At 40.0% G+C, this 23,768-nt stretch carries 28 protein-coding genes and 1 pseudogene; 9 read left to right on the forward strand and 20 right to left on the reverse strand.

The window, feature by feature from the left end:
- Positions 1-263 precede the first annotated feature (263 nt).
- From QY97_RS04860 to QY97_RS04870, 3 genes are read right to left on the reverse strand one after another with little or no spacing between them, the layout of a single operon-like run.
- Positions 264-1,028 (reverse strand): class I SAM-dependent methyltransferase, encoded by a 765-nt coding sequence (locus tag QY97_RS04860; RefSeq protein WP_039235191.1) that lies wholly within the window; start codon positions 1,026-1,028, stop codon positions 264-266.
- 50 nt (positions 1,029-1,078) lie between these two features.
- Entirely contained in the window at positions 1,079-1,510 is a 432-nt protein-coding gene (locus tag QY97_RS04865) for a DUF1761 domain-containing protein (RefSeq protein WP_039235193.1), read from the reverse strand.
- Positions 1,497-1,709, reverse strand: coding sequence for a helix-turn-helix transcriptional regulator (locus QY97_RS04870; protein ID WP_039235195.1), 213 nt, complete (start codon positions 1,707-1,709; stop codon positions 1,497-1,499). The genes QY97_RS04865 and QY97_RS04870 overlap by 14 nt, the downstream gene beginning before the upstream one ends.
- Positions 1,710-1,877: 168 nt before the next feature.
- On the opposite strand from QY97_RS04870, the gene QY97_RS20945 reads away from it, so the two are divergent.
- Positions 1,878-2,006: a hypothetical protein gene (locus tag QY97_RS20945; RefSeq protein WP_269764097.1), complete on the forward strand. Its 129-nt coding sequence runs from the start codon at positions 1,878-1,880 to the stop codon at positions 2,004-2,006.
- Positions 2,007-2,311: 305 nt separating this feature from the next.
- Here the strand turns inward: QY97_RS20945 and QY97_RS04875 are convergent, their stop codons facing one another.
- Entirely contained in the window at positions 2,312-3,343 is a 1,032-nt protein-coding gene (locus QY97_RS04875) for a fatty acid desaturase (RefSeq protein ID WP_039235513.1), read from the reverse strand.
- A gap of 640 nt (positions 3,344-3,983) precedes the next feature.
- On the opposite strand from QY97_RS04875, the gene QY97_RS04880 reads away from it, so the two are divergent.
- Positions 3,984-4,187 carry a cold-shock protein gene (locus QY97_RS04880; protein ID WP_039235197.1) on the forward strand — a complete coding sequence of 68 codons (204 nt, stop codon included), beginning with the start codon at positions 3,984-3,986 and terminating at the stop codon, positions 4,185-4,187.
- Positions 4,188-4,689: 502 nt separating this feature from the next.
- On the opposite strand, the gene QY97_RS04885 is transcribed toward QY97_RS04880, so the two are convergent.
- From QY97_RS04885 to QY97_RS04905, 5 genes are all read right to left on the reverse strand, one after another.
- Positions 4,690-5,157 carry a CarD family transcriptional regulator gene (locus tag QY97_RS04885; RefSeq protein ID WP_039235199.1) on the reverse strand — a complete coding sequence of 156 codons (468 nt, stop codon included), beginning with the start codon at positions 5,155-5,157 and terminating at the stop codon, positions 4,690-4,692.
- A 219-nt stretch (positions 5,158-5,376) separates the two neighbouring features.
- Positions 5,377-5,946, reverse strand: coding sequence for a dihydrofolate reductase family protein (locus tag QY97_RS04890; RefSeq protein ID WP_039235200.1), 570 nt, complete (start codon positions 5,944-5,946; stop codon positions 5,377-5,379).
- 30 nt (positions 5,947-5,976) lie between these two features.
- Positions 5,977-6,246, reverse strand: coding sequence for a DUF3986 family protein (locus QY97_RS04895; RefSeq protein WP_039235206.1), 270 nt, complete (start codon positions 6,244-6,246; stop codon positions 5,977-5,979).
- Positions 6,247-6,270: 24 nt separating this feature from the next.
- A complete protein-coding gene (locus tag QY97_RS04900; protein ID WP_039235208.1) occupies positions 6,271-6,786 on the reverse strand; it encodes a GNAT family N-acetyltransferase in 516 nt (171 codons plus the stop codon).
- A gap of 25 nt (positions 6,787-6,811) precedes the next feature.
- On the reverse strand, positions 6,812-7,264 hold the full coding sequence (locus QY97_RS04905) for a MarR family winged helix-turn-helix transcriptional regulator (RefSeq protein ID WP_039235209.1): 453 nt from the start codon (positions 7,262-7,264) through the stop codon (positions 6,812-6,814).
- Between the two features lie 468 nt (positions 7,265-7,732).
- Between QY97_RS04905 and QY97_RS04910 the strand changes: the two genes are divergently transcribed.
- Both QY97_RS04910 and QY97_RS04915 read left to right on the forward strand, forming a co-directional pair.
- On the forward strand, positions 7,733-8,923 hold the full coding sequence (locus QY97_RS04910; RefSeq protein WP_039235211.1) for a S1 family peptidase: 1,191 nt from the start codon (positions 7,733-7,735) through the stop codon (positions 8,921-8,923).
- An 18-nt stretch (positions 8,924-8,941) separates the two neighbouring features.
- Positions 8,942-9,373 (forward strand): DUF3221 domain-containing protein, encoded by a 432-nt coding sequence (locus QY97_RS04915; protein ID WP_039235214.1) that lies wholly within the window; start codon positions 8,942-8,944, stop codon positions 9,371-9,373.
- A 120-nt stretch (positions 9,374-9,493) separates the two neighbouring features.
- Here QY97_RS04915 and QY97_RS20785 read toward each other — a convergent pair.
- A pseudogene (locus tag QY97_RS20785) lies at positions 9,494-9,736 on the reverse strand (cupin domain-containing protein); the annotation flags it as partial.
- Between the two features lie 106 nt (positions 9,737-9,842).
- Between QY97_RS20785 and QY97_RS04925 the strand changes: the two are divergent.
- On the forward strand, positions 9,843-10,757 hold the full coding sequence (locus tag QY97_RS04925; RefSeq protein ID WP_039235219.1) for a DMT family transporter: 915 nt from the start codon (positions 9,843-9,845) through the stop codon (positions 10,755-10,757).
- A 68-nt stretch (positions 10,758-10,825) separates the two neighbouring features.
- Here QY97_RS04925 and QY97_RS04930 read toward each other — a convergent pair whose 3' ends face one another.
- Positions 10,826-11,332, reverse strand: a complete 507-nt coding sequence (locus QY97_RS04930; RefSeq protein WP_039235222.1) for a hypothetical protein — start codon at positions 11,330-11,332, stop codon at positions 10,826-10,828.
- 352 nt (positions 11,333-11,684) lie between these two features.
- Between QY97_RS04930 and QY97_RS04935 the strand changes: the two genes are divergently transcribed.
- Together QY97_RS04935 and QY97_RS04940 are read left to right on the forward strand one after the other, a co-directional pair.
- Positions 11,685-13,100 carry a S8 family serine peptidase gene (locus tag QY97_RS04935; protein WP_052728922.1) on the forward strand — a complete coding sequence of 472 codons (1,416 nt, stop codon included), beginning with the start codon at positions 11,685-11,687 and terminating at the stop codon, positions 13,098-13,100.
- A gap of 69 nt (positions 13,101-13,169) precedes the next feature.
- Positions 13,170-13,604 (forward strand): YrvL family regulatory protein, encoded by a 435-nt coding sequence (locus QY97_RS04940; RefSeq protein WP_269764101.1) that lies wholly within the window; start codon positions 13,170-13,172, stop codon positions 13,602-13,604.
- 99 nt (positions 13,605-13,703) lie between these two features.
- On the opposite strand, the gene QY97_RS04945 is transcribed toward QY97_RS04940, so the two are convergent.
- Entirely contained in the window at positions 13,704-14,255 is a 552-nt protein-coding gene (locus QY97_RS04945) for a PadR family transcriptional regulator (protein ID WP_039235225.1), read from the reverse strand.
- 321 nt (positions 14,256-14,576) lie between these two features.
- Between QY97_RS04945 and QY97_RS04950 the strand changes: the two genes are divergently transcribed.
- Positions 14,577-15,806 carry a cytochrome P450 gene (locus QY97_RS04950; protein WP_039235229.1) on the forward strand — a complete coding sequence of 410 codons (1,230 nt, stop codon included), beginning with the start codon at positions 14,577-14,579 and terminating at the stop codon, positions 15,804-15,806.
- Positions 15,807-15,993: 187 nt separating this feature from the next.
- Here the strand turns inward: QY97_RS04950 and QY97_RS04955 are convergent, their stop codons facing one another.
- The 7 genes from QY97_RS04955 to QY97_RS04985 all read right to left on the reverse strand — a co-directional run bounded on the left by QY97_RS04955 (position 15,994) and on the right by QY97_RS04985 (position 22,245).
- Entirely contained in the window at positions 15,994-16,848 is an 855-nt protein-coding gene (locus QY97_RS04955; RefSeq protein WP_039235232.1) for a MurR/RpiR family transcriptional regulator, read from the reverse strand.
- 208 nt (positions 16,849-17,056) lie between these two features.
- The gene (locus QY97_RS04960) at positions 17,057-17,332 is read right to left on the reverse strand and encodes a hypothetical protein (protein ID WP_046128677.1); all 276 of its coding nucleotides are present in this window, start codon (positions 17,330-17,332) and stop codon (positions 17,057-17,059) included.
- A gap of 19 nt (positions 17,333-17,351) precedes the next feature.
- A complete protein-coding gene (locus QY97_RS04965; protein ID WP_039235233.1) occupies positions 17,352-18,704 on the reverse strand; it encodes a TRAP transporter large permease subunit in 1,353 nt (450 codons plus the stop codon).
- Between the two features lie 81 nt (positions 18,705-18,785).
- Complete coding sequence (locus tag QY97_RS04970; protein ID WP_039235235.1) at positions 18,786-19,664, reverse strand: DUF1932 domain-containing protein; 879 nt, start codon at positions 19,662-19,664, stop codon at positions 18,786-18,788.
- A 19-nt stretch (positions 19,665-19,683) separates the two neighbouring features.
- Positions 19,684-20,367 carry an S-adenosylmethionine--2-demethylmenaquinone methyltransferase gene (locus QY97_RS04975; RefSeq protein WP_039235238.1) on the reverse strand — a complete coding sequence of 228 codons (684 nt, stop codon included), beginning with the start codon at positions 20,365-20,367 and terminating at the stop codon, positions 19,684-19,686.
- Between the two features lie 514 nt (positions 20,368-20,881).
- The gene (locus QY97_RS04980) at positions 20,882-21,727 is read right to left on the reverse strand and encodes an MBL fold metallo-hydrolase (protein WP_039235242.1); all 846 of its coding nucleotides are present in this window, start codon (positions 21,725-21,727) and stop codon (positions 20,882-20,884) included.
- An 83-nt stretch (positions 21,728-21,810) separates the two neighbouring features.
- Positions 21,811-22,245 (reverse strand): VOC family protein, encoded by a 435-nt coding sequence (locus tag QY97_RS04985; RefSeq protein ID WP_039235521.1) that lies wholly within the window; start codon positions 22,243-22,245, stop codon positions 21,811-21,813.
- A 210-nt stretch (positions 22,246-22,455) separates the two neighbouring features.
- Here QY97_RS04985 and QY97_RS04990 point away from each other — a divergent pair, with 210 nt between their 5' ends.
- On the forward strand, positions 22,456-22,947 hold the full coding sequence (locus QY97_RS04990) for a hypothetical protein (RefSeq protein ID WP_039235251.1): 492 nt from the start codon (positions 22,456-22,458) through the stop codon (positions 22,945-22,947).
- 110 nt (positions 22,948-23,057) lie between these two features.
- Here QY97_RS04990 and QY97_RS04995 read toward each other — a convergent pair whose 3' ends face one another.
- Complete coding sequence (locus QY97_RS04995) at positions 23,058-23,675, reverse strand: FMN-binding negative transcriptional regulator (RefSeq protein ID WP_039235254.1); 618 nt, start codon at positions 23,673-23,675, stop codon at positions 23,058-23,060.
- Positions 23,676-23,768 lie beyond the last annotated feature (93 nt).

Below are 23,768 nucleotides of genomic sequence, written 5' to 3' on the forward strand. Positions count from 1 at the left end.
ATGACTGCCATCATACAAAACTTGAAAAAGTGGGCCAAACTCCGCTCTTTACAGAAAATTGGTCTCCACCTCACTTCTCATATTATAGAAGGTTCCGTTTAACAATTCAAAAAAAGTGAAAACCCCGGTGAGAATTCACCAGGGTTTTCTTGACTAAGTTGTTTTTCAACAACGTGAAGCGACCTTTTTTATAAGGTCGCTTCAGCTGTTTTATGGTCTAGATCTTTTCCGATCATTCTATTGATTTATTCTAAACCGACTTTTCACTTTGCCTTATTAACGACAGCTTCAAACGTGATGGTTTGATCTGATTTAGTTGGATATTGGCCATATTGGTAATCGGCAGAGATAACGATCTCTTCAAACCCAACCTGCTCGAGAAGAAGTTTAAACTCCTCCACTCCATACCAGCGAAGCGGAAAACGTTCCAATTCCGCCTGCAGAAGCAGGCCATTTCGCCACTTTTCATAGCGGTTGTGGGAAATGGTGTGCTGGCTGATATAGTCCACTTCGACGATCTTCGTTTCTAACGTGATCATATCCCCATCTTCCGTTTCCCATGTTCTTATAGACCCTTCGCCTATGGTTACATCTGTCTGCAGAAAAATATCTATAATCAGCCTTCCCCCGTTTGATAGATGATTATAGAAATTCTTTAACACCTGGATCGAGCGCTCTCTTTCATGGAGTAATAGGAATGTTCCAGTCGGCACAATAATCGCTTCATACTTTCTATCTGACGAAAAGGACTCCATGCTCTCTTCAAACAATGTCGGGATTACCCCTCTTTTTTCACAGTTACGACGACAGATCTTCAACATTTCTGCCGAAACATCGAACCCTTCCACCTTCAAGCCTTTTTCCAAAAGCGGAATGAGAATGCGGCCTGTCCCTACTCCTGGTTCAAGAATGTGGCCCTCACAAGCTGCCAGTCTATGACTATAAAATTCTATATCTCCGAATGAAAGACCAATATACTTGTCCAAATCATAGACTTCTGAAGAAAGCTTACTGTAATAACCTAACATGCACGCATCCCCTTCTTATTCAGTATGTCTGCCCATTCGTGAAATACCCCTTACTCATCAAGCTCTTCATCCTGGCGTTTTGCCCGCAAATAGTAAATATACATGGCTGGAACGAGAAAACAAATAAATAGAATGCCGCCGATCACAAGTCCATTGACCATCGTATATCCATCCGTCATGGATACAAATATTCCAACAGCCGCAGAAATAAGTAAATTCACACCGAATGATATAGATAAGCTCTTCTTCGGTGAGTTTCTATTGCTTTCATGATCGACACTAATACTCATAGATAAATAAGCAGAAATAACAGTCGTTATAATAAAAACGATCCATAATGGATTCGCCCTCATTCCCTCTAAACCCTTTGTCACAAGGTCATAACCTAATATTCCAAGAATCCCAAAGGTTTGAACGATATAGGCGATACGAATGTTTTGTAAGTTTTGTAATTTTAGACGTTCATCTTCAATTTTCTTCATGATGATCCCTCTCCACCCAAAATAGTTCATCTAATGTTTTATTAACGGCATAGCAAATATCCAGACACAATTTTAAGGTTGGGTTATACTTTCCTTTTTCGATCAAGCTGATTGTTTGCCGGGTAACCCCGATTTTTTCAGCTAATTGCTGCTGGGTTAAATCAGCTTGAATACGGGCTATTTTCACGTTGTTTTTCAACTAATCTACTCCCTCCTCGATAATAAATGTAACATATACATTACATAATGCAAAATATATATTACCCCCATGTTATGAGCCCTCTCGGACATGTGGGAATTTATGTTAAAATGATCTTATAGCAGATTAGCGGAGCAACGCGGAAGCTTTAAAGGAAGGCTGTTCAATATGAAAAGATATTTAAAAGAGCGGTATAAAAATTACGTGTTTGTTAGTTTAGGGGTTCTAATTGGACTTTTCATTAGCGAAGCTTTATTCGATCAGCCAGATTATACAACGGCCATGGTTGCTGTATGATTAGGTTTGACCATAGGAGAATTATTTGTTTTTATGAAATGGCTAAAAGAAACTAAAACTAATGAATAAGCTTCAGCAAAAAAAACGCTCAGAAATCTAAGCGCTTTTGCTTGTCTTTTAGATGGCCTGTTATATTTGCGTCGTATGTTTAACTCTCTTAACTGGCACTCTTGGCCCCACAGAAAAAACACCTCCAAGTTGTGATTGAGGTATTCTATACCCGTTTTTCAACTTAAAGGTGTTTTTTATTTGTCCCACTCCATGGGGGCAGCTCCTCACCAATTAAGGGGCGTTTATTTAATCATTTAAATATCTGCTCTTGGCCGCGCTGATACTTGGCTTTTGGAAGCTTTTTTTAAGTGGTTAAAACCAACAAATTTCTTCCCTTCTTCATCCCACAGACGGAACTTTAACGACTTAAGGCTTGTTGCCAGGGTAATGGTTGGAACGTTTTGCAATGGTTCAGTGTTGTTATGCACTTCTTCAAGCTTATAGTTTGGCACTCTCGGGCTTAGATGATGAACATGATGGAAACCGATATTGCCCGTTAGCCATTGCATGACTTTTGGAAGCTTATAGAAAGAGCTTCCTTCAACTGCTGCTTTTACATATTCCCAGTGTTCATCTTCTTCAAAATAAGAATCCTCAAACGTGTGCTGAATATAAAACAGCCAAATTCCGAGAGTTCCTGATATCATAAAAATTGGCACCTGAACCAGCAAGAAGTTTTGCCAGCCAATCGCCCAACATAGAAGTGCTGCCAAAACGACGATTCCCAGGTTCGTTACATACGTATTCATCCGCTCTTTGCGTTTTGCCCCTTTACGATTAAAACGGTTGGCAATCCCAAAGACGTATATCGGTCCAATAATAAACATAACGAACGGATGTCTATACAAACGGTACATTATTTTTGTCTTAGTTGAGGCTTCCTCATATTCCTTAACGGTCAGTACCCAAATATCACCCGTGCCGCGTTTGTCCAGGTTGCTGCTTGTCGCATGATGGACAGAATGGTCGTGTGCCCACTGGTCAAAAGGATGCAGAGTCAGAATCCCTGTGATCGTTCCAAGGATACGATTCGCCTTTCTGTTCTTAAAAAAAGAATAGTGGCAGCAATCATGAAAGATGATGAAGGTTCTTACTAAAAAACCTGCCGCAACGACAGAAATCGCTAATGTAAGGAAATAGGAAACCGACAAGCTCTTATATGCCACATACCATAACAGGAAAAATGGTACCAATGTGTTAATAATTTGCCAAATACTTTTTTGTAAATCAGACTTCTCATAAGGTGTAACCAGTTTTCTCAAAGCCCTTGGGTTCTGTTCATTCATTTCTTCAAGCTTCTCCTCCCGTGATGTTGCTAACCTAAGTACAGAAAACGTTTTATTGCCTTTGAATCCCCAGCTGCCATACAACCTATATGATCCCATTGTCCATAATTTCTCAATATGTGTTAGAATCTGGTTCGACGCCTTGCCGGCTCAATTGAACCTTTATTAGCAGAGCCAGCCGGGATCCGAAAAGCGTATGAAGATTATACCCGGCTCTTTGCCGAACCAAACTCCCTCCCTGCTCTCCTATGAGGGACCGGCTTATTTAAGCCATAAATGAAGACCATGTTACTGTTGAGCTTGTGTTTCTCAGCTTCTTAATTCAAAAGGCGTTGGAAAGTAGGAATGAAGAAAAGGAAGGTTCTTTGTCATCAAGTATCATTTTTTAACGAATATCTATGAGTGACCGTTTGGAAACACCTGTAGAAACAAAGCTTTACCACTACCCATACGTTTAACAAATAATGCCACAACTAAAACGATCATATTAATTTGCAATTTTTTCCGTTTCCTGTTATGATAAAGAAGAATTATTTTTGTTCGGTGTAAAGGATAGTATGAATATTGACTTTTCGTCTTGATAATACTTTGGGCAGAGATAGTAATACAATGTGCGGTAGCGCACTAGGAGGCAACAAATATGGAACAAGGTACAGTTAAATGGTTTAATGCAGAAAAAGGTTTTGGCTTTATCGAACGTGAAAATGGAGACGACGTATTCGTACACTTCTCTGCAATCCAAAGTGATGGCTTCAAAACTTTAGACGAAGGTCAAAAAGTAACGTTTGACATTGAGCAAGGCAACCGCGGAGCTCAAGCTGTTAACGTTCAAAAAGCTGCTTAATCTTAAATTACTTATACAAACAGGCTCATATAAAGAGCCTGTTTTTTTATATTTTCTTCATAATAATTAATAAAAAACCCTGCTCCACGTTTGGGCAGGAAGATGGTACAAGTAATAGAAAAAGGTTTAAAGCTCCAATAAGTACAAGACTTCACAACCTCAAGCCCTGCAAACCATTTTCGGCCCGCCTCTCAAATAATCACCTAGCTATACCTGAAACGATGAAAGCCCTACCTCTCTTCCATCCTTACGGCTCCTTGTCCGTGCCAGTGTGAATCAGGATGACAAAAACCAAGTGACTGCTTTATCGAGCTTTTTAGTGAAACTTGAAATGTTCGCAGAAGAAATTTAAATAAAAAAGGATTAGATTGTAGAAACAACAAAAGAGGTTAAGGTTCTAAAAATAAGTTGAAGAAGTTGAATGTCTTTGAAATGATTTACTTTTGATCATAATACATCAAAAATCAAGGATCTGTTCCGGAGTGCAATCTATTATCTATAATTAACCTTGAGAGAAACTTTTTATTTCATGTTCAGTGATCCCTTCCATTACTTCCAGTTCACTAATCAAAAATTCATGTGCATGCTCCAGCATTCGTTTTTCACTTGTATTCAGTGCTTTTTCTTTCTTCATACGCATTAAATCACGTACAACTTCAGCACCTTTTTGTATTTCACCCGTTTTCATTTTGTCTGTGTTTATTTTATACCTTTGCTTCCATGGCAGTAACTGATCGGATTCTCCATGATGAAAAATGTGCATAAGGTGCTTTAATGCAAGGATATCGCTAACCGGCCGTATATTTGAACTCAATATTTTGTGCGCCGGAATCATCACTTGCATATTGCTGATGGACATTTTTATAACATAATACTGTTGTTTTTTCCCTGAGAACTCTTTTTCCTCTATGGCTTCAATGATACCTGCTCCGTGCATTGGATAAACGATGTTATCGCCAATTTGAAACATATAATCCACCTCCATATATGGTAACCTTCTTAAGACTACCATGTATGAACTTTTTTATCAAATTTTTAATAATACCATACGTTTATTTTTGTTGTCAATAATTTTTTCTTCAAAAAATCAGATCAGCAGGGAGCATGCACGCTTCCAATAAATGGAACACCCACTCGTTGAAGAAGAAAGATGTTTTTCGTCTTGAATATGGACATCGTTAGCTTACGATTAGTCCGTATTCAAATGATAAATTAATTGAACAACACCGGAAGAAAACCTCTTTGTATCAACCAATTTCAGATTCAGCCTCTCCTTAATGTCAGTAAACAAAGGGGTTCCTTCTCCCAATACAACCGGGTGAACCGATAGCCTGAATTCGTCCACAAGCCCTAACTGAATAAAAGTGGCAATCAGACCTGCCCCGCCATATAGCCAGATGTCTTTGCCCGGCTGATTCTTTAATGTATGTACTTCCTCTACAATATGATCATTGATGAACGTTGCTTGATGATCCGTTCCTTTTTGCGTTCGTGAAAACACGTATTTCTCTTTGCTGTGAACGGCCTTCCACATGTCTTTTTCGGTATCGGAGTCTTCCGCTTTCGGTGTGTATTGCCCCCACAGCTCATAGCTTTTTCTGCCGTACAAGATCGTATCGATCTGATGTAAAAAGTCAATGAACTTCATATCCGGATCCATCACACACCAGTCCACCTCCCCTTTAGGCCCCTCGATTAATCCATCTAACGTCACGGCCAAATCTAAAATGACTTTTCTTAGTTCTGCCTTATTGGACATGGTGCTTCCTCCCTTTTCAACTTCACCATTCTATATAATGCGGTGAGCGGATAACCACTCCTCAAACTTTTTCGACCCAAGCTGGTAATCAAGATCTTTGATGGGGATGGAAAAAATTCTTGTCCCGAACTCTTCGAACGACACTTCGTTCTCTTGCGCAGCCGGCTTTAATCCATATTGCTCAAACGGAAAGAAAATGTCCCACTGATCCTCTGATTGCCTTTTCAAAGCTACAGCCTCTAGGTCATATCCATTTTCATAATAACCTACGTGCAAATGGCGTGTATCATCATATAACATGTTTCATTCACCTCGTTTGCAGCCTTAAAGCACTTTGGTCATGATCAGGTCGGTTTGTTCTTCATCCCCCATATAAAAAGAATGGGCACCCGTTTGTACAAACCCCATTTTCTTATAAAAAGCGATAGCCTTCTCATTTTCTTCCCATACGCCGAGCCAGACTTTCTTTTTGTTGCGTTCCATTGCCACCTCTATCGCTTTATTCAGCAAATACTTGCCAAGCCCGTGTCCTTGAAATGAGCTTTTTATGTAAATCCGCTCGATTTCAAGCGATTCCTCCCCCATTTCTTCCGACTGAGCCTCATCAGTATTGACCTTTAAATATCCGGCCGTTTCATCGTGAACATAAACAAAAAAGAAGCGTGAAAAAGGATGGGATAGTTCTTGTGCTAATTGCTCCAGGTTAAATGCCTTTGTCAAATAGGCATCCATGTTTTCGGGTGAATTCTGATCCTTAAATGTCTCACGAAATGTTTCATAACTAACTTCTTGAAGCTCATGCAAATCTTCAAGAGTGCACTCTTTTATATGTATCGTCATGTATATATGCCGCTCCTTTCTATCATTAATACCTTCTCTTGTTCCCCTTTTTGACAAATTCCCAGTCTTTTTCTACATTTTTTCTTACTCTTTGGAGAAGCTCAAACATAATTTCCACTTCGCTTTCGGAAAAGCCCTCTAACGCAACAGCATTGGAATGATCATTCTCTCTTCTTATGAACGGATAAACATTGTTCCCTTTCTCTGTTGGAAAGAGCTTTTTAATTTTTTTGTTATGTTCGTCATCTCTCTTTTCAATAAAGCCGTTCACTTCCAGTTTTTTTACAGCACGAGCGGCGGTGGTCCGGTCTACTTTAATCATTTCCGCCAGCTTTTCTTGGATGATTCCCGGATTTTCGCATATTCGCACCAGGTACAAATACTGCCCTTTGGTCAGGTCATATTCTTTGAATTCGATATTGCTTATAGAATCTAGCGCCCTTGCGATCATGCCAATTTCACGCAGAATTTCCTTCATTATGAACTCCTTCATATATATTTTTGATGTAATTACAACAAAATCGGTATATGTTAAATTTATCTTATTTTTGTTGCATTTGCAACAAAAACATTGAAGAGGCCATCCAGCAGAAGTATCGATATGTTACCTTTTAGACACATGAGATAGCTACTTTCAAGTCGAACATACCTAAAAACGGGAATTGCAGATATTCGGATTATCCAATTGATGATGCCTAGTAAAAAGCTGAATTGTCAATTTTCATCTAGGTATTGGGCGGATTGCCTATGAAAAAATATCCATTATTTCATTGAAATTACATAAACGTATCATTAGAATGGTAATGTAAACATTTTGTAAAGAGGAGATATGTACAGTGAGAAAGCCACAGGTTATTTTCACTTCAATTTTGCTCGCATTGTCTATGTTTTCTCTAGCAGACAAAACTGAAGCAACGGGAAAATTGAGGATCTTAATGAGTTACAAGTGAAAATCGAAAACAATAAGTTAATTGAGGGAGAAAAATTAAAAGCAGAGAAGGTTGACAAGAAAAAAGTAACCCTAGATGCCATGCTGGAAGAACAAAACCTTAATGAAGAAACACTTCGTGAAGAGGGCGATTTTTATTATGATTCAACAAAAGATCAATTTGTGCTCCAAATTAAGAAAGATATCAAAGATGCATCTAAAAAAGAGAAATTTAACAACCTTAAAAATCACTCCAAGGCTAGAACTATCACAAATGCAATAGCAAACGATGTTGTTATTGAAGAAGTTAAGTATTCAAATGAAGAACTAATCGAAATTCAAGATCAATTTTTTAAAGTAAATAATCCAGAACTGTTCACTCAAAACACAAACTTAAATTTAGATACTATAAATAATAGACTTGAGTTAGTAACAGATTCGATTAGTGATGGTCTGAAAAAATCTTTAGAAGATACATATGGTGATAAATTGTATGTTAAAGTTGATCCAAGCTTTGTAGATAAACACGAACCACTAAAAGCTAGAAAAGATAATTGGAACCAACTTGGTGCTGGTATTGGAATGAAAAGTATAATTGAGAATAAATTAAATTTTTGTACAACAGCTGGTGTCGCCAGAAAGGGAACTCAATATTTTATTGTGACAGCTGGACATTGTGTTGGTGAAGGTGGAACCCCAGCATATCAATGGAGCGTACCAGTTGGAACTCCACATTTAAACGCTATGTCGAGTGGATTTGATTTTGGTTTAGTTAGAATTGATAGAGCTAATGAATTAACTGGTGGAAGGTACGCTACAAATGGTTATTATATTAGTGGAGAATCCTCAAGTGGTTATGATGCAAAAGTTTCTGGTGCCGCTAAACCTTATACTGGAATGCCAGTTTGTAAAAGTGGTATTACCACAGGGTATACTTGTGGAGAAGTTAAGCATGTAAGAGCACTTCATCCAGTAACTCGTTTGGTTGGAATTAAAGTTGAATCATCTAATGCATATTTTGCAAGTAATGGAGACAGTGGGGCTCCACTTACTTATTACAGCAATGGGATCTATAGAACTGTAGGAGTGTTATCAGCTAGCGCAACAACTATCCAATACAGTAGGATTGTTTACTTTACACCTTTAGAAGAGATGTTGGATAAATATGGATTGACATATTATTCAAGTAATACAAAAATAAAACTCTAACTTAAAGGAGTTAATAAAGTGTATAAAAAAATACTTACTATTACTTCATGCATTTTACTCTTTGTCCTTTCAGCCTGTTCATCTGAAGACTCAACTCCAAAAGAATCTACTCCTATTCATAAAAATGGGACTGAAATAAAGGAAAACAAGGATTCTAGCAAATATTATGTTACAACAGGTTATATTGTTAGAAAAGATGAAATTCATATAAGAGTAATGCCAGAAATTACAAAAGAAGAATTAAAAGGTAAAAATGAAAAAGAGTTAGAATCTCTCTTAAGAAAGAAATACGAGGGAAAAGGTGTCAATTTTGATATAGACAAAATCGATCAACAAACTATGTCTTCTCTTCACGTTGGACAAAGGGTAGTTATCAAACACGATATGTTTGGTCTTTCAGCACCAGCTAATGGAGGGAATGCTTTAAAAATAAAGGTAATAGAAGAGTAACATTGATTTCCATATTGAAGGAACCTTTGGAGAGGAGGTTCCTTTTTTGTTTGGGATTAAGAGTGCATAAAGAAAAATGAATTGGTGTCTAGCTTTGTCCAACTGTTTAGAATAAACATCATAACTTATAAAAATGAATAGGCCGTCCCCTTCTCGCACGGCTATTCTCTCTTCATTAATTTGAAAGACGGCCTCCCCTTTCACCACGAGAACAAATTGAATTTCATCGTGCCAATGAAGCGGAATATACCCGTTTATGTGCTCGCTAATCGTTGTGTTGTAACAGGCAAGAGGCAGCACCACTGTCCGGTGCGGAGTCAGTTCTTTTAAGTTTTGATCCACCGCGATATTTTTTACTTGCACATCCTCACCTCAATATCTTTATATTTTTTCATTCAATTTCAGTATAATTAGGTCACTTTTTCACTTATTATAATACTATCATTCTATTTAAAATGGAGAATCATTCATGAATCAATCTGCTAGAAGAAGAGGATTATTACTTGTTATGACGGGAGCCACATTGTGGGGGGTTGGCGGGACAGTTGCCCAGAAGCTCTTCCAGCAATACGCCGTTGATATCGATTGGCTCGTAACGACACGGTTGCTGATCGCCGGCTTTTTACTGTTAACCGTTCAATTTTTCGCAAAGGACCGCTCTCAAGTGTTTGGTGTCTGGAAAACTAGAAGGACCGCTGTTCAGCTGATTACCTTTGGGCTGCTCGGCATGCTGGCGGTTCAGTATACATACATGGCATCCATTAACTATGGCAACGCGGCGGTTGCGACACTGTTACAATACTTGGCCCCGGTGATGATTATCATTTATTTACTTTTACGCAAACAAACGGTGATCACACGACAGGATATGTTATCTGTTCTGCTTGCGCTAAGCGGCTGTTTTTTCCTGCTGACAAACGGCTCCGTTTCTGAGCTGTCTGTACCGGCACCTGCCATCATCTGGGGGGTGTTATCTGGCTTAGCATTAGCCTTCTACACGTTATATGCCGTTCCGCTCCTTGCCCAATACGATTCCCTTGTCATTGTGGGCTGGGCGATGGTGATCGGCGGCCTGGCATTAAGCGTGGTCCACCCGCCCTGGCAAATAGACCTGACAAGCTTGCCAGCAGGAGCGTACCTCAACTTAGTATTCGTCATCCTATTCGGTACGATGATTGCCTTTTGGTTCTATATAGAAAGCTTGCAAAGCCTTTCGCCTCAAGAAACAAGCCTTTTAGGCAGCCTGGAGCCGCTGTCCGCTGTTTTAACGACGGTCTTTTGGCTGAAGGAACCGTTTGGACTTTTCCAATGGGTGGGCACAGCTTGTATTATTGGCATGATTTTATTACTGGCATTGAGTAAAAAGCCTTCCCCAAAACATTAACTGGCCCTATTCGTTTCGGCACAATTAAAGCACTCAGCGGACAACCGAGCCGCTGAATGCTTCACTTTTTATAGGATGTATTTAACGATAAAGTCGGCAATCATATCCGCATATTTATCTGGCACGCCCGCTTTCGTTAAGGCGTTGGCAATGCCCCACCATGAATAAGTTTCAAGCGTGTCCATCGCATTATTGATTTTAGTGCCATATTTCTTCACCGCATCGCGAACAGATTTAATAGGAATCGTGTCTGCATGATCAACCATGAACTTAACAGCTTTTTTCACAGCTGCGAGCTTCCATTCAGGCGTCACTTCTCCTGTTTCTTTTACTTGAGTTTTTACGTAAAGGCTATATTGAGCCAGCTCTTTTTTCGACACTTTTTCTTCTTTAATGGCTTTCGCTAACTCATTATTGGACACGATTAATGTGTTTTGTGCTTGATCCTGTTGAGTAGTTTCAGAAGCAGGAACAGGAGCTGAAGCAGCCGTTTGGGATGCGGCGGCAGGTGAAGCTAAAGCGCCAAGTAAAAGTGATGAGCTTAATGCAACTGTTAGAGCTTTTTTCGCATTCATAAATGAATCGTACCCCTTTTCTCATGTTTTTATTTGTGTGAATGTTTTTCACAAGTCATAATATAGCACACTATTTTTCCTATATGTGCAAAATATTCCAATATTTTCATACATTTTACATTCCTATAACAATATTAACCAATTTAACAAAAGGTCTGTAAAATGGAGGGGTATGTATAAGCGCTAAACCTCATATACACTCTAGTTTCGCTTTAGCCAAGCTTGAGACCATACAGCAGTTATCCAACTGTAAATGCTGAATACTTATTTTTACAATTCCTCCACAAATTTTACATATTTGTATGATACACTAATACATGTTTGGAAAATTTATGTAAAGTGAGGTAGAAAAATGACGTTCAGCAAAAATTATTTGTTTGTTCTTCTAAGTATGGCTTTCCTACTCGTCTCCTTTCCGGTTTATGGCTCCGCCGAATCAAGCAGTACGATGAAGAAAGATGAGTCTCAGGAAAACTATACATATCTATTAAAAAGCTCGGAACAGACGAAAGAAGTAGTAGAAATCATAAAAAGCCAATACCCCTCTCTAAAGGTCACGGCTATCGAAGAAATTGGATTAATATATGTGGAGAATCCTAAAAACGTAGATGTAGCGAAGATGGAAAACGAACTGACAGAATATACGGCTGCACAAGGGGAACTGCCAGATCTTCTTCCTCCTGACGAAGATACGGTTACACCAAACCAAGCTTTAAACGAAGTGAAGCAGTCCATGCTTGAAGAGGCGAAGGAATTGAATCCATTCAACACAAACATCCCCTTTCCATCACTAAGCTCTGAAGCTTTTACGCCTTTTAATTGGTATTTAAAGGATGTAACAAGCGATCATAAGAGCCTATCGATCGATGAAGGAGAACGGTCCACCATTGCGTTAATAGATAGCGGTGTCGATCTAGGCCACCCATTGATCAAGGAAAACATTGATGTCACCCTAGCTAAAAATTACATCACCAATGATGGGGATGTGACGGATGAATTAGGCCATGGCACGACCATCGCCGGGATCCTATCCAATATGGCGCCAGAGACAACGATTGTTCCTTACAAGGTGGTTGGACATGCCGGAGGAGAATCCGTATGGGTCATTGACGCGATGATTGATGCGGCGAATCATGATAGTGATGTGATCAGCGTAAGCGTCGGCACTTATTTAATCAAATCGGAAACAGAAGATAAGCTGCTGATTAAGGCCTATGAAAGAGCTTTAAAATATGCGAAAAAGAAAGGGTCTGTCGTCGTCGCCTCTGCGGGAAATGACGGGTTTGATTTAGATGAATTGAAAAAAATGAAATTTAAACACCTGCCTGGCGGGCTCCATCATGTTATCACCGTTTCAAGTAATACAAAATTTAATACCTTAGCCTACTATTCAAACTTTGGTAAAGAGGTGGATTTCTCTGCACCTGGCGGCTCCCTTTTTGATGAGGAGGGGTTCACGGATACAAACGGGATGATCATCACGACTTTCCCGACTGATCAGCCGAACACCCCGTTAGATCGATTCCTTGGAATTCCTCAAGGATACACGCTAGCTGAAGGAACGAGCTATGCCGTGCCGCAAGTCAGTGCTGCAGCCGCTCTTATTATTTCAGAGTATACAGAGCGGACAGGAAGTAAGCCTTCCGTTCATAAAGTGGTTAAATACTTAGACAGAGGAAGCTTTGATATCGGCAAGCGCGGCAAGGACAGTTACTTCGGAAAAGGAAAAGTAAACGCATACCACTCGTTAATGATGATCAATAAATAAGAAAGGAACCTTTTTAAGTTCCTTGGAAAATAATATAAAGGAGGCATTCCTATCAATAAATTTAAAACTATAGGTATCCCTGTATCGATCGTACTGATTCTATTGCTTTTTATTGCTTTTTTCGAATATATCTTTTTAAAAATCATAGGACTCCAATACAACTCTTTATTAGACTTAGTATTGTTCTTTATTTTGTATCTATTTCTTGAAATCCCTCTGGCGGTCATTGTAAATGCCCTGCCAAAAGCTTTAAAATCCGTTGGCATACTTCGAACAAGCAAAGGATGGCTGCCACTTATTTTAAATGTAGCCCTTACCTTTTTATTAATCGAGGGAATTGATGCCTTTATGGACAATGTCGCTATTAAATGGCAAGGCACACTCATCTTTGCATTGGTTATTGGGCTGATTAGCTGGGCATTAAACAAAGACGAGGAAGAACCGCCAGATATGGATAGTGAGGAATTTAGAGAAATAGAAAAGAGATTTAACTCTAAAAGATAAGCTTGCGCAAAAGAAAGCCGATTTTCTACATCAGAAAATCGGCTTTCTTTATTAGGGGGTGCCAGGGGCGTGCCGTTCATTTGGACCGGTCTTAATGAGTTAGTCATCGATCTTCTTTAAAAAAGCTAAGAGCTTTTCCATCCAGCGAATGTTGTGGTCTGATTGGCTAAATGCATGCTCGCTAATAAACTCCACTGCGTTTTGTTGTTTTTCATCTAACAATCGAAATTGTTTCATGAGCTCCTCATTATTTCTAGCCTCTCTATATGCTGCCCAGCGCCTCTTTTCTTGTTGAATAGCACCTTCTAGGCAAAAAGCGGCTTTCACAGGATCCGCATACTTCAACAAATAAATAGAGATGTATAGATCCTCCACCTTTGACACTCTCTTAAAGCTGTTGTAAATCTCTTGTTCAAGAAATTGCCTTCCATCCTCGGTAATCCTGTATAGGGTTTTGTTCGGGCGCTTTTCTATTTGAATGGTTTCAACCGGCTCAATGAGCCCTTTCTTCTGCAGGGCCTCAAAATTATAATAAAATTTCCCCTCACTCATTTTATCTATAGGGATCGTATCAAGTAAAACCTTCTTTAATTTATAGGGATGACTATTTTCCTCAGCTAAACTTCCTAATATGAATAATGAAAGAGACAAGAGGATTTCTCCTTTCTGGTAATCCGTTCTTTCAACCTTTTTATTTTATCACACTCCCCTTCCCCATACTGCCCCACGTCTTGGAATCATCCCCTCTTTTAAAGCGGCCTATCACTCATTAGCAGGCTCCATGTCCTGCTCTCTGTAAATTTGCCTAAAAAGTAAATAATGACTTCGTTACTATTTGCTCTTTAAAAACTACTCTAATTAGAGTAGTTTGTAATTAAGCAATAGACATGTAAGTATGAAACCTTAAGGAACCCTCTCGCATTTGTGCCGTACGTTTTTTGTCTATTCACTTTGAAGGAGGAAGAAGAATACATGCCTAAAGAAGTCATTCCTATTAATGAAATTCCTAATTTCCAATCACGTGCCGAAGAATTTTTTCCTATTGATTGGTTCAAAGAAATGCTTCACGATCATCCTGTTTATTATCATGAAAAAACCAATACGTGGAATGTATTTAAATACGAAGACGTTAAACAAGTGCTAAGCAACTATGAATACTTCTCAAGCGAAGGACCAAGATCGGCCATTTTTGTGGGGGCTAACAGCAATGACAGCAGTTCTTCCTTAATCAACCTTACCCTTACGGACCCGCCTCAACATAGGAAAGGCCGCTCCTTGTTAGCAGCTGCTTTTACCCCGCGCAGCTTGAAAAACTGGGAGCCCCGCATTCGACAGATTGCCGCCGAACTGGTGAAAGACATCCAAGAAAACGGTGATGTGAATATTGTTGAAGCGCTGGCCGCCCCTCTACCTAGCCTCGTGATCGCTGATTTATTTGGCGTGCCGATCCAAGACCGGAACCAGTTTAAAAAATGGGTGGATATTCTTTTTCAGCCTTACGATCGAGACAAGCTGGAAGACATTGAGCTGCAAAAGCAACAGGCGGCAAAGGAATATTTCCAATATCTTTATCCGATTGTCGTCCAAAAACGGGCCAATCCTTCTGATGATGTGATCTCTGATTTAATCCGAGCGGAAGTAGATGGTGAGAGGTTTACGGATGAGGAGATTGTGATGGCTACGATGATGCTTTTAGGTGCAGGCGTCGAAACAACGAGCCATGCGATCGCCAATACGTTCTATTCCTTGCTTTATGATGATGAGCCCTTATACGGTGAGCTAAGAAGTAATCGAGAATTAGTGCCAAATGCCGTAGAAGAAATGCTTCGGTATCGTTTTCATATGTCTAGAAGGGATCGCACGGTGAAGCAGGACAACTCCTTGCTGGGCGTTGAATTAAAAAAAGGAGATGTCGTCGTTGCATGGATGAGCGCATGCAATATGGACGAGGACATGTTTGACAACCCTTTTTCTTTAGACATTCATCGCGCCAACAATAAAAAGCATTTAACCTTCGGAAATGGCCCTCACTTCTGTCTAGGCGCCCCTCTTGCACGATTAGAGATGAAAATTGCGCTCGAGACATTCCTGCAAAAGTTTTCTCATATTGAACCAGTGGAAGGGTTTGAATTAGAAGAGAACTTAACGGCTTCCGCTACGGGACAGTCCTTAACCTCGCTGCCCATGAGAGTGTATAAATGATCAAGCACGGGAACACCAGATAATGTCTGGTGTTCTTCTTTTATTGTACAAATATAAACTCTCTTCTCTCTGCCATTAGGGTTCACCTTTCACAAGATTTAAAAAGAGTTGTTCTCAGCTAAACTTAATAAAAAAATGCAATATTACTCGTTTTTATAACTAAGTAATATCGCATCTTCATTAAGGACTATTCGCTTAAGAAATGATAATTCATATTCGTTAAAATCTCATTTACTTTATCAAGACGTTCCTTCGTTTTCTCTGGGTAGTTGATAGCAATAGCACTGATTAAATAATCGGCAACAAACATAGCGGATACGGCTGAATTGTGAAAAGCTATACTGCTTGAATTGCAAGGTAAAATTAAGTCAGAATGCTTCATAAGAGGCGACGAGTAGCTATCGGTCATAGAAATAACCTGTACCCCGTTCCCCCTTGCTATTTCCGTAAAGTCAACAATCCTCCTTGCGTACCGTGGAAAACTTATAGCAATAACTAAATCATTTGATGACATATTCACAATAGTATCCACCCAGTCACTTACATCAGCGAGGATTAGCTGCGTATTTCCCAAAAGCCGGTTAAGCCCGTGTGTTAAATACTGTGCTACAGGCAGACCGCTCCTAACACTTGTGCAGATAATACGTTCAGCGGAGACAATTTTATCCATAGTCTGCTCCAGTACTTCAGGCGATATCATATCCATCGTATCCTGAATGCTGCTGATCTGGCTTTCTGCATACCTCCCCCATAAATTATTCTCACCCATCTCTTTTATATTGGCTTCGAGTCTTGTATGCGGGGCAGCACGATTGCGTAATATCTCCTGGAGCCCTTTTTGAAATTCTGTGTACCCTGTGTAACCGAGGCTAAAGGTTAAACGCATAATGGTTGTTGTACTTGTACCCACAATACCCGCCAATTGATCTACTGTCAAAAAAGCAACATCAAGCGGATGTTTAATAATATAATCTGCTACTCTCTTTTGTGTTTCCGTCAATTCTGAAATTTTTTCTTGCAGCTTAATGATTGGATTTTCCATTTTATCTCTCCAACTATTAGACATAGACGTCGTAAATTTTTCACCTTTTACCTTTAAAGAAATAATATCACCTTAGCCTTTATTTGTAAAAATTCCTTCATATAGAGTAATACACGTAAAGAGTATATTCTTTCCTGTATCCTTTCTGCCGTATGAGAAAAAGAAAAAGCAGACTCGTCCAGCTGGACTGTCTGCTTAAAGCTATTTATCAGCGCACATTTTCTATCTTCTCACTAAATTCATCTGAAGAATACAAATCAGCCCCGTTCGCTTTCTCTTTAGGGAAATAGCCTAAAATAAAACCTAGTATCCCAGCCACAGCACTAATAGTAAAAGTTGGATCAGCAAAAATATCCCATGTTTTTACAACCATTTCACCGTTTTGAAGAAGCAAACCGCCCAATTGCCCGAAGACGAGGCATGTACCTCCTAATAAAAACAAGACGAGACACGTTTTAAACAATGCTGCAATTATATTTCTCATCATTTCTACTCCTTTCCTTTTACATTGGAACCGGAAGAATGCCCATGGCAATTAAATAACCGATTAATAGAATTGGAACGACATAATATACGATTAGAGGCATGAATGTTTTTTCAGCTTGAGCTCCCGCTAGAGACGCTGCAATAAAAATGGAGCCGGATGCCGGTGGAGAAGCTCCTTCTGTTGAAGCAAATACAAGAATCGCAACGACTGCAAGCAAAGGATCCACTCCAGCAGACACCATCGCTGTAAAAGCAACCAGACCAATCGCTGTTAAGGTGGCAGTTGAAGACAATGGTCCGGCTACAAGGGCAACAAGCAAGCCTACAAGTATGATCATCAGCCATTTAGAAATCGCTATTGAACCCATAAGAGCTGTTAAGTCTTCTGCAAGTCCTAAATCCGTTAGTACTTGGCTTGACGCATAAGCGAATACAAGCAAGGCACCTATTGTTGAAAAGCGCGGAATAGAATTATTTAAAAACGCAGACCAGTCTGACTTTGTTTTTGGAAGGTGTGCCCAGCCGACCATGATGCTTATAAGAATAATTAAAATCGGAATCCAGGTGATTAATGAAATACTGTCAAGCGCGCTTTCTCCTATAGATGGGTTTGCTGCAAAGGTTTCAGCAAGCGGTCCGATCGTCATGACTATAGGAATCAGGGCACCTAAGAAAATTAACGTTGATGTCCAGCCTGTACGTAAAGATTCTTTCAATGGCTGTATAAAGTCTGGAGAAACGGCTTTTATCTTATCTCTTTTGACAAAATACATAATTAAAAAGATTCTATAAATAATCTGGTAAGCACCGGCTATAAACAATGCGACATATAAATCACCCTCTGACACAACTGCCGCGACTGGCGCGAAACCGAGCATGATAAACATCGATGCACTCGGAGGCAGTGCAGCACCGAGACCGCCATTTCCGGCAACGACTGTAGCAGATAATTCTTTGCTGAAATTAGAACGTACCATCCATGGCGCCGTGATTGATCCTGTCGTTGCGGTGTTTCCTGAGTTAGAACCGGCAAGTGTGCCCATTACACCGGATGCGATCGTGTCAACATATGCTGCTCCACCTGGAAGACGCCCAAGAAGAGAGTTAAGAATCTTTATCAGGCTGGCAATAACCGCTGTCTTATCAATAACATATGCCATAAATACAAAGGCTACTGAAGCATATAACACGTCGTTAGTAGCTGCAAAAACTAATCCATTCCACATTAATTCAGGTGCTCCAGCTCCACCAAATAAAGCGGTTACAATAAAGCCCGCCAGCATGGCTTCAGCAATATTTCTTTTTAAAACAAGATTAAAGAAGACAATGATTCCGATAAATACAAGTAACGCCCAAATTCCAATCCCCATAATGCACCTCTTTTCGAGTAATCTTTATTGCGGTATACGGCACCGGCATCGCCGGCAGCCGTAATTATTCACCTTGTATGCTTAGTTTGTTACCTTAAAAGCTTCAATTACTTGAAGCCAGTGTTCGGGTTTCTCTCCCTTGAATTTATCTTTTAAATTTAAAGAAGCAAGCTTTTCAATTTTTTCTTTCGCTGCTTTTGACATAGAGGAATCAATATTTACGGAAGCAAGCATTTCAATAGAGCCGCCCAGCTCTACAGATCGTCTAACTGCGTGAAGAGCGGTTCCTGTAACAAGCCGGTTCATTGTTTCCTCAAATGTACGGCCATTTATTGTTTCGCTAAGGGAATCAATGACCAGTTTCTCCACATTAAATTCGTATGCCGCTTCCAGCAGTTCGACATAAAGGCCGACCACACCCTTCATATAGATACTCCGAATTAATTTAACAGCTGTTGCTTCTCCTGGCACATCACTCACTTTACTGATGTTCATACCAAATGGCTGCATGATGTCTATAAAGGTATCCGCTCCGTCACCACTTGCTAAAATAGGGACTTCATGTTTATATACCGGAAGCGGCCCCATCATAGCTGCATCAACAAACTTTCCACCTTTTTCGTGAATGCTGGCGGCAGCCTTTTTCTTTACCTCCGGGGTTGAGGCGGATACATCAATATATACACTGCCCTTTTGTAAGCAGGGTTTTAACCGGCTGCTTACTTCAAGTGCCTTGTCTGCAGGCACGGCAACGATCACCGCATCTACCCCCTGTAAAGCCTCTTCCTGTGTTTGAACGAGCTTCACACCCGCTGTTGTGGAGCGATTTAGTAATAATTCGCTGTAGGCAGGTACATTCCATAGCGGATCGTACGCTGTCATTTTTTTAAGCCCTTGTGAGTTTAATCCTGATGCCAATTCAAATGCGGCTTCCCCGAATCCAATAAACCCTAAATGCATAGTTTCTTCTCCTTCCCTCTTAAAACCCGAATTCCTTTATTTTCTCTTCCAGCCATGGCGGGGCAATGTCGATTCCATTTGCACTTCCCTGCTTACGTTTTTCTTCGTAATTTGCAATTGTCTGGAGACGCTTTTCTTCATATTCAAATTTGTTTTCTGCTTTATCCAGCACTTCCTCAACTTTATCTCTAGGAACGACAACGACACCATCTTCATCCCCAATGATTAGATCTCCCGGGTGAACGGTTACTCCCGCACAGGAAATAGGTATATTAATAGCCCCGGGGCCGTCTTTAAATGGTCCATTCGGAATAAATCCTTTTGCAAAAATCGGTAAGCCAATTTCACCAAGCATTTCTTTATCCCGAACAAAGCCGTCAATTACAATTCCTTCAAGTCCCATTGCTTTGGCCGCTCCAGCCATTAATTCTCCAAGGTATGCATTTTCCGTGTGCCCCTTTCCATCTGCTACAAGAACGTATCCTTCACTGCCACAATAAATACCCTGATGCAAGAAAAGGTTGTCCCCGGCCCTTAAGTCCACCGTTAAAGCGGTTCCAACGACCTTCATGCTAGGAGCTACTGGTTTTACCGTATAATGCATGGATCCGGTGCATCCCAATGCGTCTGAAATCAGTGTAGTATTCAAATTTCTCGCCCGTTCAATTGTTTTCTCTGATAAAAGCGGTGCTGTATAGTTCAACAACAAGCACTCCTTCCAATGAATTCATTTTAAATTGTGATAGCGGTTTCAAGAAGAGTAAAAAAGTAAAATTATTTTTGTAATAAAAATAACTTCTTTATTTAAATTAGTAATAATTATTACTACATCTGAAAACATCGTAACATCTGTTTCAGATAAAGTAAATAATTTTTTCTAATTTTTCTATCATTTTAGAACGAAACACCCTATTGGCGCTGTTGAACTAACCCCCTCCCTTGAAAACCCCGGCCTTTTGCGAAAGTGAATCTGATAACTCCACGCTGAATGTTGAATGCTGTCTCTGTTTCTTGCTTCAACGTTACCTCTATTAAGAAGCAGCAATTTATTAATGCTATGTAATAAAAATAACGGAAGAAAAAATCTTTAACGATTTTGGCCTCTCTCTTAACCTCTTAACAAGAGACCTTTTATACACCCCTACACCCTGGAAATGCTCGAATCATTCCTAAATAAAAAGCGGCTATCCACCGAAGCGTAGCCACTTTTATCAGCTTTATTTATTTGTCTCTCCCTCTAAAACACGATGTAACTCTGATTTAAATAGCAATTGATTGTTCTCGTGGAACTTCTTCATGTTTCTTGGAAACCTGCAGCCGTCAATCAGCTGGTTGATCGCCTCTTGGTTGTCTTCTTGAATGAACGTTCGCATCTTATGAATATAATCCAGTGAAGCCTGCTGCCTTTTCTTCATTTCCGCATAGTCCCGGGTTGGAATCCCATGACCTGTTACCAATAATTGAATAGGGTATTGCTGTAAAATATCATCCAGTTTTAAGAGCGTTTTTTCATATTCATAGCTGCTGAAATAAATATACGGAAATTCAATATCAGAGAAATAATCTCCAGCTATCAGAATGCCCAGAGGCTCAATAACTGTCAGGATTCCGTCATCATTATGCCCGGGTGCTTGAAAGAACGTTAAGGTTGTATGCCCGATTGAAAAACGGACTTCTTCTCCTTCTATGGAATGATCAACTTCCGGATACACAATATCATAGTTTCTTGTGACATAATAGCCGTCATCGAACGCCTTAATTTGTTCGATAATGTCCGCCTTATCTTTGGGAGACTTTTTATCAAAAGCATGGCTTGCGATCACCCTCGCTTCTGGAAAGGCTCGATAGCCGATAATATGGTCATAATCTGAATGTGTAAATAGCAAGTAAAGCGGCCGGCTCCCTTTTACCTCTTCCACATACCGCTTGATTTCTTCCACTTCATGCGGGAGCCAGCAAGGGTCCACCACAATGACACAGTCTGTCGTGACAATGACCGAAGAAATGGTCTCATATAGCGCACTGCGAAAAAGGGTGAGATGTTCATCCTTCCAAACAATCATCCTTTTCCCTCCCTTTCACTTACTTCTATGGTCGTTACCATCACTTCATTTAGAAATGAAGTGGTATATTCATATACCGGTGGTTAATCTTTCTTTTTTTCCTCCCAAAGCTGTATACGTTCTTCATGGCTAACCACTTTATGTACTTGATGCAGCATCCATATATACCCGAATGGATCCATGAATATGGCGTTCGATACTCCGTAATCAGGAAGCTCCGTCACCGGCTGCACCTCCGTACAGCCTAAATCCATCGCCTTTGTGTACGTCTCCTTAATATCCGGAACAGTCACATTCACCCAGATCGTTTTAGGATCGTCAGGATTCGGGGCTATCAGGTGGAACTCCGGGTTTTCATCTAACATATGAAAACGAACGCCGTACAGGGTAAAAACCGCCTCATTTTCACCGCGGGGCAAGTTTGAAACCTCCACACGCTCAATATCAAATAGTTTTTCGTACATGTCTAATGCTTTTAAACTATCTTTCACAACCATATCAATTTCTACTCCAACCATCATGAACACACTCCTTTTATTAAAATACATATTCTTGGCCTTATCATTTAAAGTATACCAACTTTAAGCTGAATCACACGATAAATATGGAATGTATTAGTTGTATAGGCATTCACATAGTCATATAGGTGTTCACCTACATATTGTACATAGAGTAGCTTTAGTGGAGGCAGGTCAGTCACCTTTCCTAAAGCATTGGAGGGATCAAGCATGGTAACCTTTCGTTCTTTTCAGGGAACAGTCACAATGATTAGTGATGTTTATATCGGCCCAAATGGTGAAGGAGAAGGCTGCTATAAATTGATGACCGTTGAGAACGGGTCAGGCGGGATCGTCAATTTCGTCATTTCACCTACAACCTACTTTGTAGACCATACTGCGGTGTCTATAGGAGATCGTGTAATAGGCTATTATGATGGGGATGCTCCTGCTATTCTTATATACCCGCCACAATATCCTGCGCTTGTCGTGGTAAAGGATTATCCTCCTCGGAATGTCAAAGCAGATTATTTTGACAGTCAGCTGGTCAGCAGTGATGGACAATTGCGATTAAATATATCTCCATATACTCCAATTTTATTACGAAATGAACAGCCCTTTTCAAGAAGCCCGGCCAACAAAAATCTGATTGTTCTTTATGGACCCGCCACGAAAAGTATCCCAGCCCAAACGACACCTTATAGAATCATCGTTTGGTGTTAGAGGTATTTCAGGGATATATGTTATGAAAATAGCAGAAAGACCAAGTCCAGTGACAGCCCCAGCTTTCATGTCACCCGCTAAGCGGCCGTTTACCTAATACCCCCCCTTTGTTACCTGGACTTTTCGAGATTCTTTTTCATGAGAGAGGCGATTTGTAAATCATTTTGTTCAGAAGAGCTTTCAAGCTGCTGAATTACCAGCTCTTGCCGTTCGACTGGGTGGTTCTGGCTTAACTTGGCTTTCGCCTCGATTTTTGTAATGTTTATTTTAAATGCGACGATCGCTTTCGTCATTCCTTCCATAAATTTAGCATCTACCTCATTTAACTGATATGAGCTATCTGCCTTTTCATATTTATTGACCATCTCATGTAAAGAATCCGCTATGACTTCCTGGTCTTCGATCCTCTCCAGTCTTCCATACACATGAATGGAAACATAATTCCATGTAGGGACCGCCATCGACGTTTCATACCAGGACGGAGATATATAACAGTGAGGACCGTGGAAAACGGCAAGAACCTGCTGGTTTCCTGTATCCCTCCACTGCTCATTCGGACGAGCAAAATGACCATATAACGCATGCTCATCTTTATTGAATGTGAGCGGAAGATGGGTAGCATACGGTTCTCCATTGTGCTGAGAAAATAAAGTAGCAAAGCTGTACTGCTCAATAAATTCATTAATCATTTCTTCATCATTCAGTTGAAAGTGCTTAGGGATATACATATTTTAGCTCCTCCTTTATTTAAGCCATTGCCACTAGCTTCTGTTCGAAAATTCTAAAAATAACCTTCGTTAAGCACTATTGTATGATGCTAA

It is taken from the genome of Bacillus thermotolerans (genome assembly GCF_000812025.2).
Lineage (GTDB): Bacteria > Bacillota > Bacilli > Bacillales > Domibacillaceae > Quasibacillus > Quasibacillus thermotolerans.

Bases quoted from the DNA above. Each gene is read 5' to 3' on its own strand.
- QY97_RS04860 (WP_039235191.1), bottom strand. From the start codon at position 1,028: ATGTTAGGTTATTACAGTAAGCTTTCTTCAGAAGTCTATGATTTGGAC.
- QY97_RS04865 (WP_039235193.1), bottom strand. From the start codon at position 1,510: ATGAAGAAAATTGAAGATGAACGTCTAAAATTACAAAACTTACAAAAC.
- QY97_RS20945 (WP_269764097.1), top strand. From the start codon at position 1,878: ATGAAAAGATATTTAAAAGAGCGGTATAAAAATTACGTGTTTGTTAGT.
- QY97_RS04875 (WP_039235513.1), bottom strand. From the start codon at position 3,343: ATGAATGAACAGAACCCAAGGGCTTTGAGAAAACTGGTTACACCTTAT.
- QY97_RS04880 (WP_039235197.1), top strand. From the start codon at position 3,984: ATGGAACAAGGTACAGTTAAATGGTTTAATGCAGAAAAAGGTTTTGGC.
- QY97_RS04885 (WP_039235199.1), bottom strand. From the start codon at position 5,157: ATGTTTCAAATTGGCGATAACATCGTTTATCCAATGCACGGAGCAGGT.
- QY97_RS04890 (WP_039235200.1), bottom strand. From the start codon at position 5,946: ATGTCCAATAAGGCAGAACTAAGAAAAGTCATTTTAGATTTGGCCGTG.
- QY97_RS04895 (WP_039235206.1), bottom strand. From the start codon at position 6,246: ATGTTATATGATGATACACGCCATTTGCACGTAGGTTATTATGAAAAT.
- QY97_RS04900 (WP_039235208.1), bottom strand. From the start codon at position 6,786: ATGACGATACATATAAAAGAGTGCACTCTTGAAGATTTGCATGAGCTT.
- QY97_RS04905 (WP_039235209.1), bottom strand. From the start codon at position 7,264: ATGAAGGAAATTCTGCGTGAAATTGGCATGATCGCAAGGGCGCTAGAT.
- QY97_RS04925 (WP_039235219.1), top strand. From the start codon at position 9,843: ATGAATCAATCTGCTAGAAGAAGAGGATTATTACTTGTTATGACGGGA.
- QY97_RS04930 (WP_039235222.1), bottom strand. From the start codon at position 11,332: ATGAATGCGAAAAAAGCTCTAACAGTTGCATTAAGCTCATCACTTTTA.
- QY97_RS04935 (WP_052728922.1), top strand. From the start codon at position 11,685: ATGACGTTCAGCAAAAATTATTTGTTTGTTCTTCTAAGTATGGCTTTC.
- QY97_RS04950 (WP_039235229.1), top strand. From the start codon at position 14,577: ATGCCTAAAGAAGTCATTCCTATTAATGAAATTCCTAATTTCCAATCA.
- QY97_RS04955 (WP_039235232.1), bottom strand. From the start codon at position 16,848: ATGGAAAATCCAATCATTAAGCTGCAAGAAAAAATTTCAGAATTGACG.
- QY97_RS04960 (WP_046128677.1), bottom strand. From the start codon at position 17,332: ATGAGAAATATAATTGCAGCATTGTTTAAAACGTGTCTCGTCTTGTTT.
- QY97_RS04965 (WP_039235233.1), bottom strand. From the start codon at position 18,704: ATGGGGATTGGAATTTGGGCGTTACTTGTATTTATCGGAATCATTGTC.
- QY97_RS04970 (WP_039235235.1), bottom strand. From the start codon at position 19,664: ATGCATTTAGGGTTTATTGGATTCGGGGAAGCCGCATTTGAATTGGCA.
- QY97_RS04980 (WP_039235242.1), bottom strand. From the start codon at position 21,727: ATGATTGTTTGGAAGGATGAACATCTCACCCTTTTTCGCAGTGCGCTA.
- QY97_RS04985 (WP_039235521.1), bottom strand. From the start codon at position 22,245: ATGGTTGGAGTAGAAATTGATATGGTTGTGAAAGATAGTTTAAAAGCA.
- QY97_RS04990 (WP_039235251.1), top strand. From the start codon at position 22,456: ATGGTAACCTTTCGTTCTTTTCAGGGAACAGTCACAATGATTAGTGAT.
- QY97_RS04995 (WP_039235254.1), bottom strand. From the start codon at position 23,675: ATGTATATCCCTAAGCACTTTCAACTGAATGATGAAGAAATGATTAAT.